The following is a 15,800-nucleotide window of genomic DNA, read 5'->3' on the forward strand; positions in this document are numbered from 1 at the left end:
GAAAGTCAGCCGCGGGAACTGATCAATTCTCTTTCGGGCGCCGGCCGCCCCGCGGCGGGACGGCGCGGAACGCAAGCCAGCAGAAGGAAACCCGCCACGACGCCCAGGAGCACGTGGCCGGTGACGGCGCACAATCCGCACAATGCGGTCCATAGGACGATCTTCATCCACCGAGTGTAGGACCGCGAAGAATCGCCGTCGGCGGACTTGGGGAAGACTTAGGGTTCGGTCAGGCGGAATTCCCCGAAAGAAGCAGAAGGGAAAGGGTTGCCTTTCCTTTCCGGTGCGAGAGGCCCCTTCCGGTGCGGCGGCGAGGGCGGTCCGGCAGGATCGGGGCCGTGCCCACGCCCGGAACCAGCGCGCTCGTCGTCACGCTCCCGTCCGCCGCCGTCCTGCTCGAAGCCGCCGCGGCCGTCGACCCCGGACTCGTCCGTCCCGGCCTTCCGCCGCACGTCACGGCGCTGTACCCGTTCCTGCCCGCCGACCGGCTCACCGATTGGACCGACGCCGACGTCAGCCAGCTCGCCGCGAACTTCCCGACGACGGAAGTGCAGCTGACCGACCTGGTCCTCGCGCCCGGATTCGTCGCCGCGGCCGCACCCGCCCTCCAGCCCCTCGCCGACGCCGTGTGCGATCACTGGCCCGACACGCCCCCGTACGGCGGCCGCTTCGGGGCGCACCCGCCAGCGCACCTGACGATCGCCCTCGGCGGCACCGACGACCAGCGCGCCGAGGTCGCCGAACGAGCGAGGGCAGCGCTGCCGGTCACCGCCCGCGCGGAAACGCTGCACCTCGTCGTCCTCACGGAGCAGGGTTGGCGGCTCCGGCTGTCGGCTCCGCTCGGAACGCCTGCGCGATAGCCCGCAGCCGGGCCACATCGGCCGCGAAGGCGGTCTCTTGGGGCAGCGCCGACGGTTCCGCGGGCTCGTCCGGCACCGTCGCGGCCGAGCTGCGCAGCACCCGCGCCGCCGCGCTCGGCGACAGCTCGGGACCGACGCCGGACAGCAGCAGCCCGTCATTGATCTCGCTCATCATCGTCAGCAACCGCTCCCGTCCGGTTCCCGACGCGTCGTCGAGACGGACGACGTCCGGGTACCGCGAAGCCAGGTGCTGCCGCAGTGGCCGCAGCACCGCCCGCGTCCGCGCGTCGCGCACCGCCCGTCCCAGCGCGGGCAACGCCGGCACCGTCAGCCCCACCACGATCAGCAGCACCGAAATCGCCGGGAAGCCGACCGCGAGCGTGCACCGAACCGTCGAAAACGCACCGCGGCACAGCTTCGTGACCGGATGCTCGGCGGTCAGATCGCTGAGCAGATCGACGATCTTGCCGATCAAATAAGCGAAAGCGAAGACACAGGCCACGAGCATGATGCCGAGACCGGCCCGCAGCGCACCCTTGCCCGCGCGCACCGCTCCGGCCGACACCACGGCGATGTCCACCACGGCCAAGCCCAGGTACAGCGTGTAGACGGCGATGTACACAACCAGTGTCGGATTCGACCGGTACAGCTCGTCGAAGAGTCCAACGCCCGTATGAAGCCCGCTCGTCGCGAAGAACGACGCGGTGAGCACGACCAGCGCGACAATCAACGCGCCGAGCCGCGCGCGCCGTCGACGCTCTGCCACGCCACCGATCTCCGCGACAGTCACTTCGATGCCGTACGCAGCCACCATGGTCGCGAGGTTCGACAGCAGCCGCCCAAGGCTCGGGTACAGCTGGCTCTCGATCGCCTGCGCACTGTCGGCGAGCAAGCACAACGCGACGCCGAGCGCGATCAGGCTGGTCGCGAGCCCCGCCCCAGCGCCAGTCCGCCGCGCTCGCACCGCGCGCCAGATCCCGGCCGCGAGTGCGAGCAGGCCGACCCCGAAGAAAAGAGCGTCGATCATCCGCGCGCTACCCCAGCAGTGACGCGAAGCGCCGCGCGCGGTCGGCTGCCCGTCCGGACGCGCCCGGCCGCAGCTGGGCGCTGTCCGCCGTGGCGGCGCTCATCAGGAACACGGCGATGAGCTCGGCTTCGTACTCGTCGGAATTCGTGGTGACGCGAGTGAGCAGATGCGACAGCAGGTGCGCGCTGAGATCCGGCGCGAGCGTCGCCGCTTCGGCGTCGCTGAGCACGCACTCGCCGCGGTGCTCGCACAGCAGGTGCGCGATTTCGTGGGCGATGATGTGGTCCTGGTGCAGCGACGACGTGCCCGCCGCGTAGGCGATGAGGTCGAAGTCGTCGTGCCGCTGCCACGCGCCGGAGGGCTGGCCGGGCGCGTAGTCGACCGCGACCAGGTCGATGTCGCGGCCGCGGTGCCGTTCCAGCCGGTCGATCCACGCGTTCATCGACCACGGCCGCGGGGCGGGCACGTGCGCCAGCAGGTCGCGCACCCGGTCGCGGGCGCGCGCTCGCACGGTCGGGTCGATGTCCCCTCCCGAGGCGATCGGCGGCTGGACCAGCCGGGTGCACCAGGGGGCCCCCGGCGCTCCGGCCGTCGCCAGCATAGCCGCCCTGATCACTCGGGCTTGCGCCCGCGCCGGGTCCGATCCCGGTCCTCGGCGTAGCTGCCGAGCTGGTCCATCAGCGCGGATACGGTCTGCCGGTCGCGCTCGGACAGCCGCATCGCGCGCTGCGCCAGCTCGCGGGCCTGGGTGTCGCGCCAGGCGACGACGTCGGCGACCTGCGCGTCGACCCGGCCGGCCACCTCGTCGTCGAAGAAGTAGGTGACCGGCACGCCGAAGAACCGCGCGAGAGCCTGGATGTGCGACCGCTTCGGGTCGCGCCGCGCGCCGACGGCCAGCTGCTGGACATGCGTGGCCGACATGCTCACGCCGGTGACGTCGGCGACGCCCTGGGCGATCTCGCGGTAGGAGTAGGGCTTGCGGTCCGGCGGATGCACGGTCGCGATCAGGTGCGCCAGCCTCTCCGCGAAGCTGCGCTCCTGTTCCTGCTCGGCCATGCCGCCCCCACCACCGTTCCGTCTCCGTAACAGCGCCCAGCATAACCGTCCCGAAAACTTGACACCAGCCGTCCCGTTCCGGATACACTCGCCCCGCGCACCGTTTAGAAAACTAAACACCGGGATCCGCGTGCGGTCGCTGGGGGTGCCCGCACGCGGTCCCGCGCTCGTCGGTGCCTGTCCGAAAGACGTGCCCGTCCGAGACGAGCGAGGGACGCACAAGTGGCGCACAGACTGCGACGGTAGGTTGTGCGCCATGACGCTCCCCCATAGTCCCGAAAGGACACCCGTCGTCGTCACCGGCGGCAGCGGCTTCATCGGCCGCGCTGTCGTGCGCGCGTTCCGTGAGCGCGGTTATCCGGTCACTGTCGTGGACCGCGTGCGCTACGAGACGACGGACGAGGGAGTGCGCGTCGTCGTCGGCGATCTGCGCGACGCCGAAACCCGCGAAGCAGCTGTCGAAGCAGGTGTCGGCGGGATCGTGCACCTCGCCGCGCTGACGTCTGTGTTGAAGTCCGTAGAGCTGCCGCGCGACACGTACGCGGAGAACGTGGCGGTGACACAAGAACTTCTCGAACTGTGTCGCGTACGCGAGGTGCCGCGCTTCATTCTCGCGTCCACGAACGCAGTGATCGGCGATGTCGGCACTAACACCATCACCGTCGACCTGCCCACGAAGCCGCTTACGCCGTACGGTGCCACGAAAGCCGCTTGCGAGATGCTGCTGTCGGGCTACGCGGGCGCGTACGGCATCACAACGTGCGCGCTGCGGTTCACCAACGTGTACGGGCCTGGCATGTCGCACAAAGACAGCTTCGTCCCGCGAATGATGCGCGCCGCGTTGAATAATGAAGGCGTGCGGGTCTATGGCACCGGCGAGCAGCGGCGCGACCTCGTGCACGTAGACGACGTCGTGCGCGCGATCGCGCTCGCGTACGAGAGCGGCTACACCGGCCGCGCGATCGTCGGTGCCGGACATTCGGTGTCAGTGCTGGAAATGGTCGAGACCGTGCGCGCGGTGACCGGGGCCGAGCTGCCGGTCGAGCACGTGCCCGCGCCGGCCGGCGAGATGCCCGCGGTGGTCGTGGACGTCTCGGCGAGCGCGGAAACCATCGGCTACCGCCCGGAAATCGCCCTCGCCGACGGACTCGCCACGGCCTGGAAGTACTTCTCCGGACTGGACCGGGCCGAGGCGCCGTGACCGGATTCCTCCGCCGCCACGCGTTCCTCCTGGTGCTCCTCGCCGCGGGAACCACGCTGCGGGTGCTGTCGTGGATCGCCTACCGGCCCGCGCTGCTGTACATCGATTCCTTCCGGTACCTGGACAATCTGCACGGCCTGCGCGCCGACGGGATCAACCCGGTCGGCTACGACCTGCTGCTGCGGCCGCTGCTCGCGGTCGGCGGACTGTCGTTCGTCGCCGCGGTGCAGCATCTGGGCGGACTGGCGATCGCGGTCGGGATCTACGCGCTCGCCCGGCGGCTCGGCGCGCGAAATTGGGTGGGCGCGCTGGCCGCCGCACCGCTGCTGCTCGACGCCTACCAGGTGCAGATCGAGCAGAACATCATGGCCGAGGTGCTGTTCGAAGCGCTGCTGTTCGGCCTGCTGTGGCTGGTGCTGGCCAAGGGAAAACCGAACTGGCGGCGGATCGCGCTGGCCGGGCTCGTGGTCGGGTTCGGCGTGCTGGTGCGGTTGATCGGCGTAGCGATCGCCGCGCCGTTCCTGCTGTACGTGCTCGCCGCGGGCAGCGCGTGGCGTTCGTGGCGCGGCTGGCGCGACGCCGGGATCGGGCTGCTCGGGATCCTCGTCGTCGTGGTCCCGTACGCGGCGCAAGTCAAGGCGGAGACCGGAAACTGGGGGCTGAGCGGGCCGTCCGGCAGCATGCTCTACGGCCGCACCGCCGCGGTCGCGGATTGCGCGAAACTGCAGCTGGACCCGGTCGTACGGCAGTTCTGCCCCACCGAACCGGTCGATAACCGGCTGGTCGACAACTACACGCACGCCGATCTCGACCCGGCGTGGCCCGGACCGCTGCCGCCCGGCGCGGACAAGGGCGCGCTGGCGCACGAATTCGCGGTGACCGCGCTGAAAGCGCAGTGGTGGGACGTCGCGACGGCGATCCTCGGCGACTTCGGCAAGAGCTTCCAGTTCACCCGCTACACCGCGCCCACCGACGTGCCGATCGACCGGTGGCAGTTCCAGCTGACCTATCCGGAGTTCGCCGAGCCCGCCGCGCTCAAAGCGGTCACGCAGCAGTACGACGGCACGGATCCGCAGGTCGACGAGCCGATCGCGGTGTTCCTGCGCGACTACCAGATCAACGGCGGGTTCGTGCCCGGCGCGGTGCTCGGGTTCTTCGCGCTGCTCGGCCTGCTCACCGTGCTGCGGCGCAAGAAACCGCGCCACCCGGCTCGAAGCGGCGCGTTGTTCGCCGCGGGCACCGGATTGCTCCTGCTGTTCGCCTCCGCGGTGTTCGAGTTTTCCTGGCGCTACCAGCTTCCCGCACTCGTGCTGTTGCCGGTCGCCGGAGCGCTCGGGTTCACCACGCTCACCGTCGCCAGCCATCGTCGTCTCGGCAGTTATCCGGACGCTGTCGACGAAGGCGCGATCGCGGACTTCCGCGACCGGCATCCCGGCGCGAAGCTGTCCGAGCTGACCGTGGTGATCGCCGCGTACAACGAAGCCGGCGGAATCGGCCAGGTGCTGGAGAAGATGCCGGACGAATGTCTCGGGCTGCCAGTGGACGTCCTGGTGGTCGTAGACGGCGGTACGGACAACACTGCGGCCATCGCGGAGGACCATGGCGCGTACGTGTGCGTCGCGCCGACTAACCGCGGCCAGGGCGCCGCGCTGCGCCTCGGTTATCACCTCGCTGCCGAGAACGGCGCGAAGTACATCGTCACGACCGACGGCGACGGCCAGTACGACAACAGCGAAATGGCCGAACTCGTCGCGCCGTTGCTGGACGGCACCGCGGATTTCGTGACCGGCTCGCGGCGGTTGGGCCACGAAGAGGCCGACAGCCGGATGCGCTGGGTCGGCGTGCGCGTGTTCGCGTGGCTCGCGTCGGTGCTCACCTGGCGGCGGATCACCGACACGTCGTTCGGATTCCGTTCGCTGCGCGCGGAACTCGCGTGCGCGATCCCGCTGAACGAACCGCAGTACCAGTCATCGGAACTGCTGCTGGGCGCGACCGCGCAAGGGGCGCGCGTGCTCGAACGGCCGATGAGCATGCGGCTGCGCAAGGCGGGCAAGAGCAAAAAGGGCGGCAGCGTCGTGTACGGCGCGAACTACGCGCGGGTCATGACGGGGACGTGGTGGCGGGGGTACGTGCTGCGTCGCGGCCGAAAACGAACCGGTCGAGCATCGTGAACTTGGCGACGAACACCAGCGCGTAGCTGAGCACGTACGCCGCGTCAAGCAGCACGACCCACCAGAAGTGCGGCAGGTGCAGCGGCGCGAGCAGGTGGCCGGCGAGCGTGGTCAGCCCGACGGAGGCGAGGCCGCCGAGCGAGATGACGAGCACGTAGGGCAGCAGCTCGCGGCCCAGTTCGGGACGGCCGCGGCGGCCCCACACCCAGCGCCGGGTGAGGAAGAAGTTCAGCACCGCCCCGGCCGCGAACGCGCAGGTGCTGGCCAGCCACGGAGCCCCGTCCGCGGCGAGCACCGCGATCAGCGTGGCCTGGCTGAGCAGCGTCGCGGCCACCGAACTGGCGGCCGCGCGGACGAACCGGACCAGGCCGCGGCGGCGCGGCTTGGGCGATTCTTCCGTCGTGCGCGGGTTCGCCGGGTTGGTTACCGTCGTCATGTCCCCAGTCTCCCCTCGGGCCGCCGGCTCCGCCGCGCGACCCCCCGGCCCACAGCGGATTCACAGCTGACTGCCAGCCGAACATCAGCGGCGGGCGATTAGGTTCGGATCTGCCACCGCGACACCGGGCGTCGTGTACAACGAAAGGCCGTGCCTGTCGCGAAAACGAAAGGAAAGGGTGCTCGGATGCGAGTGCTGGTTCTCGGCGGTGACGGCTACCTGGGCTGGCCCACCGCGCTCCACCTGTCGGACAAAGGCCACGAAGTGGCTGTTCTGGACAACTTCGCGCGGCGGCAGTACGACGTCGAGCTCGGAGCCGAGAGCCTCGTCCCGATCGAAGACCTGAGCACCCGGACCGACGCGTGGCACGAGGTGTCCGGAAAGCGCATCGCGCGCTACGAAGGCGACCTGCTCGACGCGGAATTCCTGTTCGGCGCGGTGCGGGATTTCCGGCCGTCGGCGATCGTGCACTTCGCCGAGCAGCGGTCCGCGCCGTACTCAATGATCGACCGCGAGCACGCGGTCTACACGCAGCACAACAACGTGGTCGGCAACCTCAACCTGCTGTACGCGATCGCCGAGATCGACCCCGACATCCACCTGGTCAAACTGGGCACGATGGGCGAGTACGGGACCCCGAACATCGACATCGAGGAAGGCTGGCTCGAGGTCGAGCACAACGGCCGCCGCGACCGGATGCTGTACCCGAAGAAGCCGGGCTCGTTCTACCACCTGTCGAAGGTGCACGATTCGCACAACATCGAGTTCGCCTGCCGGATCTGGGACCTGCGCGCGACCGACCTCAACCAGGGCGTCGTGTACGGCCAGCAGACGCCGCAGACCGCGCTCGACCCGCGCCTGGCCACCCGGTTCGACTACGACGCGGTGTTCGGCACGGTGCTCAACCGGTTCGTCATCCAGGCCGTGCTGGGGCAGCCGCTCACGGTGTACGGCAAGGGCGGGCAGACGCGCGGCCTGATCGACATCCGCGACACCGTCGAGTGCATCCGGCTGGCCGTGGAGAATCCGGCCGGGCGCGGCGAGTTCCGGGTGTTCAACCAGATGACCGAGAGCATGTCGGTGCGGGAGATCGCCGAACTCGTCGCCGACCGCTTCCCCGGGCCGGTGCAGATCGAGAACCTCGACAATCCGCGGGTCGAGCAGCCGGAGCACTACTACAACGTCAAGCACACCGGGCTCGTCGGGCTGGGGCTGAAGCCGCACCTGCTGTCGGACACGCTGATCGAGTCGATGTTCGACATCGTGGGCGCTAACAAGCACCGGGTGAACGACGAGCGGCTGCGCCCGACGGTGCGCTGGCGCGGAGCGGTCGAAACCTCCTGATTCCGCTGCGCTGCCCGCCGAAGGCACGTCGGGACCAGCGCGGCACGCGTCGGCGCGGCGCGGAAAGCAGCGCTCCGTTCCGCCTCCGTCGCGGAAATTGTCGGTGGCGGGTGGGATGCTCTTCGAGTCAGCCCCTGAAGGGGACGGAACTGGAAGAGCGGCAAGGGAAACGTGGGGGACGAAGCAGCGGCGCGGTGGAGCCCGGAACGGGTGCTCGAACTCGCGCCGGACGCCGCGTCGGCGAAGGCCGGGCGCGGGCAGGCCGCACCGGCCAAATGGTCGGGCGCGGGCGCGTCGGGCCGTGCCGTCTGGGGTGCGTGCCAGGGCAGCGGGAAGCGGCCGTACCAGACGGCCGTGGAAACGGCCGGGCCCGCGTTCCGGTGCACCTGCCCGAGCCGGAAGTTCCCGTGCAAGCACGCGCTGGGATTGCTGCTGCTCTGGTCGGAAGGGCAGCTCCCCCGCGAGGAGGAGCCCGGATGGGTGCGGGCGTGGCTGGACGAGCGGGCCGCGCGGACGGAGCGAGCCGAGAAGAAGACGGACGCGCCAAAGGATCTCGAAGCGGCGGCGAAGCGGGCGCAGGAACGGCTCGCGCGCGTCACCGCCGGGGCTGCTGAGCTGCGCGGATGGCTCGCCGACCGGGTGTCCGCCGGGTTCGCGACGTTCGAGCGCGGCGGTGCCGACGAGCTGTACACGGTCGCCTCGCGCATGGTCGACGCGCAAGCTCCCGGGTTGGCGAACGGCCTCCGCCGAGCGGCGGCATTGGTCGGCCGCGGCCGCGACTGGCCGGATCGGCTGCTGGCCGAGTTGTCGCTGGTCTACGTGCTCGCGGACGCGGCGAACAGGCTGGAGTCGCTGCCGGCCGCGCTCGCGGACACCGTCCGGACTCGGCTCGGATTCTCGGTGAGCAACGCGCAGGTGCTGGAGTCCGGCGAGCGGGTGCCGGACCAATGGCTGGTCACCGGCGCGATCGACGAGGAGCAGGACTCGCTGCGCAGCAGGCGCACCTGGCTGCGGGGCAAACGCAGCGGCCGGGACGCACTGGTGCTGTCGTTCGCACCGCCCGGACGTCCGCTGGACAGTTCGCTGCCGCCGGGGTTCGTCGTAGCGGGAGAGCTGGTGTTCTACCCGGGAGCGGTGCCGCTGCGCGCGGTGTTCGATCATCGCGAGGAACCGGTGGCCCCGGAAAGCGGACCGGTGGGCAGCACGTTCGCTTCGGCGCTCGCCGACCATGCTGCCGCGCTCGCGGCCGATCCGTGGCTGGACCGATGGCCCGTGTTGCTGTCCGGCCTCCGCCCGGCCCGGCACGGGGACGGCTGGGCACTGTCTGATGTGGACGGTGCGGCGCTGCCGCTGGTGCCGGCGGTGGATCCGTGGCCGCTGCTGGCTCTCGCGGCCGAGCGCCCGGTGACGGTGGCCGCGGAGTGGACGACGGCGGGGTTGCGTCCGCTGAGCTGCTGGCATCGCGACGGGATGGTGCGGCTGTGACTGCGTTGAACAACTTCGTCCACGGCTGCCAAGGGAGCGCCGGTTTCCTTTCTGAAGCAAGGAAAGTCGCCTCGCCAACCCTCGCCACCGCAGACCTTCACCCCTTCGCTTCCCCAGCGGTGTGTGCCGAACTGCTCCACGACCGGACGGTGCGGCCGTGACCGCCTGGAACGACCTGGTCAGCACCGTCCTGCTCGGCACCCGCCGCAGGACCCTCGACCCCGCCGGTTTACCGCCGGGGGTAAGGGAAATCGCCGAACAACGCGCCGAACCCGCCGAACAAGCGCTCGTCGCCGCGGCAGCGTACACCGGCTACCGGCGCGCCGGGCAGCGACCGCTCACCGGCGTCGATCCCGAACCTGCCGCGGCGGAGGACAACCGGCCGCTCATCCCGGCCGTGGCGCGGGCGCGGCTCGTGCACCTGCTCTCCGCCAACCGTCCGGAACTGGTCGAGGAATGGCTCGCCACGGTGGCGGACAAGGGATTCCGCGTCCCCGCCGAGCGGCTCCCCGCGCTGGCCGACGCGGCACGGACCCGCGTGTCGCTGCGGGCGCCGCTCGCCGCCGTCGCCGGGCCGGTCGGGGCCTGGCTCGGCGAACGGAACCCGGACTGGGCGTTCCTGGTCGCCGCCGCGGACGACACCAGCGACGACGCCTGGCAGTTCGGCACCGCCGCGCGTCGGCAGGCCTGGCTGGAACGCGTGCTCGTCGCCGATCCCGCCCGAGCGCGGGAAGCGCTCGCCGCGGCCTGGAGCACCGAGCCGGCCGACGTCCGCGCGACGTTCCTGGCCCTGCTCGGCGAGCATCTCACCGCCGAGGACGAGCCGTTCGTCGAAGCCGCGCTCGGCGACCGGGCGGCCGGGGTGCGCGAGGTCGCCCTGCGGCTGATCGGCCGGTACCCCGATTCGGCCTCCGGCGAGCGGATGATCGAACGGCTGCGCGCCTGCGTCACTGTCCGCAGCCGCGCGCTCCGGGCCGACGTCCTCGAATTCACCCCGCCGGAACCGGACGACAGCCTGATCCGAGACGGCATCCGCGTCCCGCCCGGGCCCGGACAGGGCACGGCCCGGCTGCGGGCGATCATCGCCGCCACTCCCCTGCGGTTCTGGGCCGAACTCGGCACCCCGGGCGAGCTGGCCGGGATGCTCGTCGAAGGCCCGCCGCTGAACGTGGTGCGCGAAAGCTGGGCTACCGCCGCGCTTCGGCAGGGCAACGAACAGTGGGCCCAAGCACTCGTGGAAGCCGAACCGGGCGGACGCAGTACCGCGGCGCTCATCGGTGTGCTGTCGCCCGAACAGCAGGCCGCCACGGTCGCGAAGCTGACTCGCGGGCTGCCGATCGAAGCCCTCACCAGGCTCATCCTCGACCTGCCGCAGCCGTGGCCCGCCGAGCTCGGCACGGTGCTGCTCGACTGGGTCGCCGGGCAGCGCGACCACCGGCTGGTCGCGCACGCGGCCGCGCTGATCGCGAAAGCCGTGCCCGTCGCCTGCCTCGGCCACCCGCTGGCCGAAATCCCGCTTCCCGGCGAAGCCGCCCCGTGGCGGCGCGCAGTCGCCGAAACCCTGTCCTTCCGCCGTGAAATGCACAAGGAGCTCGCATGACGTCCCCCGTCCTCCGGCCGCACGCCGAACAGGAATACGCCGGCGAACTGGCCGCTCTCGCCGCGGCCGACGACCGGGCGAAACCGCCGTCGTGGCGGCTTTCCCCGTGGGCGGTGGTCACCTACCTGCTCGGCGGGACACTCGACGACGGCACCGAGATCAGCCCGAAGTACGTCGGACCGCGCCGGTTGATCGAAGTCGCGGTCGCCACCCTCGCCACCGACCGCGCGCTGCTGCTGCTCGGCGTCCCGGGCACGGCGAAGACCTGGGTGTCCGAGCACCTCGCGGCGGCGATCAGCGGGGACTCCACGCTGCTCGTCCAAGGCACCGCGGGCACCGCCGAGGAGCAGATCCGCTACGGCTGGAACTACGCGCGCCTCATCGCCGAAGGGCCGAGCGACCAGGCACTGGTCGAAAGCCCCATCCTGCGCGCGATGCGCGACGGCAAGGTCGCCCGGCTCGAGGAGCTCACCCGCATCCCGGCGGAGGTCCAGGATTCTCTGATCACCATCCTGTCCGAGAAGACGCTGCCGATCCCCGAACTGGGCACCGAAGTGCAAGCGCGGCCCGGGTTCACGATGGTGGCCACGGCGAACAACCGGGACAAGGGCGTCAACGAGCTGTCGAGCGCGCTGCGGCGGCGGTTCAACACCGTAGTGCTGCCGCTGCCGGACACCGCCGAAGCCGAGGTGGACATCGTCCGGCGGCGGGTCGGTCAGCTGGGCGCCGCGCTTTCGCTGCCGGCCGAAGCCGCTGATCTCGCCGAAATCCGCCGCGTGGTCACGGTTTTCCGCGAGTTGCGGGCCGGCCGCACCGAAGACGGCCGCACCGCGGTGAAGACCCCGTCGGGGACGCTGTCCACGGCCGAAGCGATCAGCGTGCTCACCGGCGGCCTCGCGCTGGCGGCGCACTTCGGCGACGGCGTCTTGCGCGCGCAGGACGTCGCGGCCGGAATTCACGGCGCGGTCGTGAAGGATCCGGTGGCTGACAGCGCGATCTGGACCGAGTACCTGGAGACCGTGGTGCGCGAGCGGGAAGGCTGGGCCGACTTCTACCGGGCAGGCCAGGAGATCGCCGGATGACCACTCATCTCCTCGGGATCCGGCACCACGGTCCCGGTTCGGCGCGGGCGGTCGCCGCCCGGCTCGCCGAGCTGGAACCGGACGTGGTGCTGATCGAGGGACCGCCGGAAGCGGACCAGCTCGTCGACCTCGCCACGGACGACGACATGCGGCCGCCGGTGGCGCTGCTGGCATACGCGTCCGACGACGTGTCGCGCGCGGCGTTCTGGCCGTTCGCGGTGTTCAGCCCGGAATGGCAGGCCCTGCGGTACGCCGCCGCGGCCGGCGTTCCGGTGAAGTTCTGCGATCTCCCGGCAGCGCACCAGTTCGCGCTCGGCGAGGAACGGACCGCGCCCCGCGCCGACCCGCTCGCGGAACTGGCCGCGGCGGGCGGATACGACGATCCGGAACGCTGGTGGGACGACTTCGTCGAGTCCCGCCGCGGCGAGGAATCGCCGTTCGAGGTGATCGCCGACGCGATGACCGCGCTGCGCGAGGGCGAGCGGCCGGACGATCCGCACGAGCAGCGGCGCGAGGCGTACATGCGGAACGTGCTGCGCAAGACGCGGAAGGAAGGCTACGAGCGGATCGCCGTGGTGTGCGGGGCCTGGCACGTGCCCGCGCTGGCCGATCCGCTGCCGCCCGCGTCCCGGGACCAGGCTGTCCTCAAAGGACTCCCGAAGCGGAAGGTCGTGTGCACGTGGGTGCCGTGGACGCACGGCAGGCTCGCGTCGGTCACCGGCTACGGCGCGGGCGTCCGCTCCCCCGGCTGGTACCACCACCTGTTCAGCACCTCCGGCGACGTCACCACGCGCTGGCTCACCGCCGTCGCGGGAGTGCTGAGAGAGGAAGACCTGCCGGTTTCCACTGCACACGTGATCGAGGCAGTACGGCTGGCCGACACGCTCGCCGCGCTGCGCGGCCGGTCGTCCGCCGGGCTGGCCGAGGTCGACGCCGCCACTCGCGCGGTCCTGTGCGGAGGCGACGACGTGCAGGCCGACCTGGTCACGCGACGGCTGGTGGTCGGCGAACTGCTCGGCGAGGTCCCGGACACCGTTCCGCAGGCGCCGCTGGCCGCCGACCTGGTCGCCACCGCCCGGCGGCTCCGGCTCAAACGCGAGCCGCAAGCGCGGGAACTGGATCTGGACCTGCGCACCCCCAGCGGCCTGGACCGATCCCGTTTGCTGCACCGCCTGCAGATCCTCGGCATCCCCTGGGGCGAGCCGGAACTGTCCTCGGTGCGCACCAAAGGCACCTTCCGCGAAACCTGGACCCTGTGCTGGGAACCGGGTTTCGAAGTCGACCTGGTCGCGGCCTCGGTACGCGGAACCACCGTGCCCGCCGCCGCCACCGCGGTCGTGCGCGAAACCGTCGCCGGCTCTCCCCCGCTCGCCGACATCACCGCCGCGGTAGAACGCTGTCTCCTGGCCGACCTGGGCGACGCCCTGCCGGAAACCCTCGCCGCCCTGGACACCCGCGCCGCCGCCGACGCGGACATCGCGCACCTCATGACCGCTCTGCCTCCGCTGGCCCGGGCGACCCGGTACGGCGACGTCCGCGGCACCGACACCGCGCAGCTGCAGGAAGTCGCCGACCGGATCCTCACCCGGGTCTGTGCCGGGCTGCCGCCCGCTGTGCACGGCATCGACGAAGAAGCCGCCGCACAGTTCTGCGAACTGATCGACAACGTCCACGAAGCCACCGATCTGCTGGGCGACGCCGCGCGCGACCGCTGGTTCACCGCCCTGGCCCGCCTGTCGACCCGCGACACGCTTCCGCCGCTGCTCGCGGGCCGCATCGTGCGTCTCCTGCACGATGCCGACCTGCTCGACGCCGCAGAGGTCGAACTGCGGCTGGGCCGCGCGCTCACGCCCGGCATCGCACCGACGGACGGCGCGAGTTACGTCGAAGGCTTCTTCTCCGGCGGCGCCCTCCTCCTGGTCCACGACGAACGCATGCTGCGCGTCGTCGACACTTGGCTGGCCTCGATCCCGCCGGAAGTCTTCACCGAGGTGCTTCCCTTGCTGCGCCGTACTTTCGGTGCCTTCGCCGGTCCCGAGAAACGCGCCATCGGCGAACGCGCCGCCACCCTGTCCGGCACCCGCCGGGCCGAACCGACGCTCGCCGAAGACCTGGACGAGATCCGCGCCGCGGCCGCCTTGCCGGTTTTCGCCACCCTCCTCGGAGCCGCCCCGTGACCACCGATCCCGAACGCCTCCGCCGCTGGCGCCTCGTGCTGGGCGGCGATTCCGACGGTACCGGCCACGCACTGTCCGAAGGGGACGCCGGCGTCGACAACGTGCTGGCCGCCCTCTACGACGAGCGGCCCAAGAACCCGCGCGGCAGCGGTGAGCGCAGCGGCGGCCTGCAAGCCTCCGCGCCGAGGGTCGCGCGCTGGCTGGGCGACATCCGGAAGTACTTCCCCGGCTCGGTCGTCCAGGTCATGCAGCGCGACGCCGTGGACCGGCTGGGCATCACCCGGATGCTGCTGGAACCGGAGCTGCTCAGCGCCGTGGAGCCGGATGTCCACCTGGTCGGCACCCTGTTGTCCCTCAACAACGTCCTGCCCGAAGAGACGAAGGAAACCGCCCGCGCCGTCGTGCGCAAGGTGGTCACCGAGCTGGAAGAACGCCTGACCGAACGCACCCGAGCGGCGGTGCGCGGCGCACTGGACCGCGCGGCCCGCACCCAACGTCCCCGGGGCGCGGACATCGACTGGAACCGCACGGTCCGCCGGAATCTGAAGCACTACTCCCCCGAGCTGAAAACCGTTGTGCCCGAACAGCTATTCGGCTTCGGCCGCCGGGAACAGAGCGTCCGAAGGGACGTGATCCTGGCTGTCGACCAGTCCGGCTCGATGGCAGAATCCGTGGTGTACTCGGGCGTTTTCGGTGCGGCCCTCGCCTCGATGCGCGCGCTGAGCACGAAATTCGTCGCGTTCGACACCGCGGTCGCTGATTTGTCGGACCACCTGGACGACCCCGTCGACGTCCTGTTCGGCACCCAACTCGGCGGCGGCACCGACATCAACCGTGCATTGGCCTACTGCCAAGGACTGGTGGAGCGCCCGGAGCAGACCCTCTTGGTGCTGATCAGCGATCTGTACGAAGGCGGAGTGCGAGACGACCTCCTGCGCCGCGTGGCGGACTTGGTGGGGTCCGGGGTGCAAGTGGTCACGCTGCTGGCGCTGTCCGACTCCGGGGCGCCGTTCTACGACCACGAGAACGCCGCCGCGCTGAGCGAACTGGGGGTGCCCGCTTTCGCCTGCACGCCGGACCTTTTCCCGGACCTGATGGCCGCCGCGCTCCGAAGGGAGGACTTGAGCCGCTGGGCCGCCTCGGCCACGGCGCAGTGACTGCCCGCCGCTGAACCCCGCCCGGCGGGAGAACGCGGCTCGGACCGGGCCGGGCGAGCCGCGCGGAAGTGGAGCGGCGCGGCGTTCGGCGACTCTCCAGCGTTCCCTTTCAGGGAGCGAGGAAGCCGATCAAGCTAGCCCGACGAGTGTCAACCGGACCATGACGGCTCCCTCCTTGCCGCTGCGGAAGCCGAGCCGAGGCAC

14 protein-coding genes are annotated in these 15,800 nt (G+C 71.0%); 9 read left to right on the plus strand and 5 right to left on the minus strand.

The window, feature by feature from the left end; all coding sequences use genetic code 11:
• Positions 1-5 precede the first annotated feature (5 nt).
• Positions 6-167 (minus strand): hypothetical protein, encoded by a 162-nt coding sequence (locus H5411_RS20530; RefSeq protein ID WP_157905059.1) that lies wholly within the window; start codon positions 165-167, stop codon positions 6-8.
• Positions 168-338: 171 nt separating this feature from the next.
• Here H5411_RS20530 and H5411_RS20535 point away from each other — a divergent pair, with 171 nt between their 5' ends.
• On the plus strand, positions 339-860 hold the full coding sequence (locus tag H5411_RS20535) for a 2'-5' RNA ligase family protein (RefSeq protein ID WP_183124695.1): 522 nt from the start codon (positions 339-341) through the stop codon (positions 858-860).
• Here H5411_RS20535 and H5411_RS20540 read toward each other — a convergent pair.
• The 3 genes from H5411_RS20540 to H5411_RS20550 are packed head-to-tail and all read right to left on the minus strand — an operon-like array spanning position 802 to position 2,943.
• Positions 802-1,887 (minus strand): MAB_1171c family putative transporter, encoded by a 1,086-nt coding sequence (locus H5411_RS20540; RefSeq protein ID WP_183124696.1) that lies wholly within the window; start codon positions 1,885-1,887, stop codon positions 802-804. The genes H5411_RS20535 and H5411_RS20540 overlap by 59 nt on opposite strands.
• A gap of 7 nt (positions 1,888-1,894) precedes the next feature.
• Positions 1,895-2,488 (minus strand): hypothetical protein, encoded by a 594-nt coding sequence (locus H5411_RS20545; RefSeq protein WP_246369099.1) that lies wholly within the window; start codon positions 2,486-2,488, stop codon positions 1,895-1,897.
• Positions 2,489-2,499: 11 nt separating this feature from the next.
• Entirely contained in the window at positions 2,500-2,943 is a 444-nt protein-coding gene (locus H5411_RS20550; protein ID WP_183124697.1) for an XRE family transcriptional regulator, read from the minus strand.
• 256 nt (positions 2,944-3,199) lie between these two features.
• Between H5411_RS20550 and H5411_RS20555 the strand changes: the two genes are divergently transcribed.
• Both H5411_RS20555 and H5411_RS20560 read left to right on the plus strand, forming a co-directional pair.
• Entirely contained in the window at positions 3,200-4,144 is a 945-nt protein-coding gene (locus H5411_RS20555) for an NAD-dependent epimerase/dehydratase family protein (protein WP_101439437.1), read from the plus strand.
• Positions 4,141-6,315, plus strand: coding sequence for a glycosyltransferase family 2 protein (locus tag H5411_RS20560; protein ID WP_183124698.1), 2,175 nt, complete (start codon positions 4,141-4,143; stop codon positions 6,313-6,315). The genes H5411_RS20555 and H5411_RS20560 overlap by 4 nt, the downstream gene beginning before the upstream one ends.
• On the opposite strand, the gene H5411_RS20565 is transcribed toward H5411_RS20560, so the two are convergent.
• Entirely contained in the window at positions 6,245-6,751 is a 507-nt protein-coding gene (locus H5411_RS20565) for a GtrA family protein (protein WP_101439435.1), read from the minus strand. The genes H5411_RS20560 and H5411_RS20565 overlap by 71 nt on opposite strands.
• A 186-nt stretch (positions 6,752-6,937) precedes the next feature.
• On the opposite strand from H5411_RS20565, the gene H5411_RS20570 reads away from it, so the two are divergent.
• The 6 genes from H5411_RS20570 to H5411_RS20595 all read left to right on the plus strand — a co-directional run bounded on the left by H5411_RS20570 (position 6,938) and on the right by H5411_RS20595 (position 15,596).
• Positions 6,938-8,095, plus strand: a complete 1,158-nt coding sequence (locus H5411_RS20570) for an NAD-dependent epimerase/dehydratase family protein (protein ID WP_101439434.1) — start codon at positions 6,938-6,940, stop codon at positions 8,093-8,095.
• 171 nt (positions 8,096-8,266) lie between these two features.
• Positions 8,267-9,580 (plus strand): SWIM zinc finger family protein, encoded by a 1,314-nt coding sequence (locus H5411_RS20575; protein ID WP_312878481.1) that lies wholly within the window; start codon positions 8,267-8,269, stop codon positions 9,578-9,580.
• 157 nt (positions 9,581-9,737) lie between these two features.
• Positions 9,738-11,180 carry a DUF5691 domain-containing protein gene (locus H5411_RS20580; RefSeq protein ID WP_183124699.1) on the plus strand — a complete coding sequence of 481 codons (1,443 nt, stop codon included), beginning with the start codon at positions 9,738-9,740 and terminating at the stop codon, positions 11,178-11,180.
• Positions 11,177-12,262, plus strand: coding sequence for an ATP-binding protein (locus H5411_RS20585; RefSeq protein WP_101439432.1), 1,086 nt, complete (start codon positions 11,177-11,179; stop codon positions 12,260-12,262). Before H5411_RS20580 ends, H5411_RS20585 begins: the two co-directional genes overlap by 4 nt.
• The gene (locus H5411_RS20590; RefSeq protein WP_183124700.1) at positions 12,259-14,439 is read left to right on the plus strand and encodes a DUF5682 family protein; all 2,181 of its coding nucleotides are present in this window, start codon (positions 12,259-12,261) and stop codon (positions 14,437-14,439) included. The genes H5411_RS20585 and H5411_RS20590 overlap by 4 nt, the downstream gene beginning before the upstream one ends.
• Entirely contained in the window at positions 14,436-15,596 is a 1,161-nt protein-coding gene (locus tag H5411_RS20595; protein ID WP_183124701.1) for a VWA domain-containing protein, read from the plus strand. The genes H5411_RS20590 and H5411_RS20595 overlap by 4 nt, the downstream gene beginning before the upstream one ends.
• Positions 15,597-15,800 lie beyond the last annotated feature (204 nt).

This window comes from Amycolatopsis echigonensis (genome assembly GCF_014174495.1).
Classification (GTDB): Bacteria; Actinomycetota; Actinomycetes; order Mycobacteriales; family Pseudonocardiaceae; genus Amycolatopsis; species Amycolatopsis echigonensis.

Excerpts from the sequence above, each read along its gene's own strand:
- H5411_RS20590 (WP_183124700.1), top strand. The coding sequence starts at position 12,259 with ATGACCACTCATCTCCTCGGGATCCGGCACCACGGTCCCGGTTCGGCG.
- H5411_RS20585 (WP_101439432.1), top strand. The coding sequence starts at position 11,177 with ATGACGTCCCCCGTCCTCCGGCCGCACGCCGAACAGGAATACGCCGGC.
- H5411_RS20565 (WP_101439435.1), bottom strand. The coding sequence starts at position 6,751 with ATGACGACGGTAACCAACCCGGCGAACCCGCGCACGACGGAAGAATCG.
- H5411_RS20545 (WP_246369099.1), bottom strand. The coding sequence starts at position 2,488 with ATGCTGGCGACGGCCGGAGCGCCGGGGGCCCCCTGGTGCACCCGGCTG.
- H5411_RS20550 (WP_183124697.1), bottom strand. The coding sequence starts at position 2,943 with ATGGCCGAGCAGGAACAGGAGCGCAGCTTCGCGGAGAGGCTGGCGCAC.
- H5411_RS20540 (WP_183124696.1), bottom strand. The coding sequence starts at position 1,887 with ATGATCGACGCTCTTTTCTTCGGGGTCGGCCTGCTCGCACTCGCGGCC.
- H5411_RS20555 (WP_101439437.1), top strand. The coding sequence starts at position 3,200 with ATGACGCTCCCCCATAGTCCCGAAAGGACACCCGTCGTCGTCACCGGC.
- H5411_RS20570 (WP_101439434.1), top strand. The coding sequence starts at position 6,938 with ATGCGAGTGCTGGTTCTCGGCGGTGACGGCTACCTGGGCTGGCCCACC.
- H5411_RS20530 (WP_157905059.1), bottom strand. The coding sequence starts at position 167 with ATGAAGATCGTCCTATGGACCGCATTGTGCGGATTGTGCGCCGTCACC.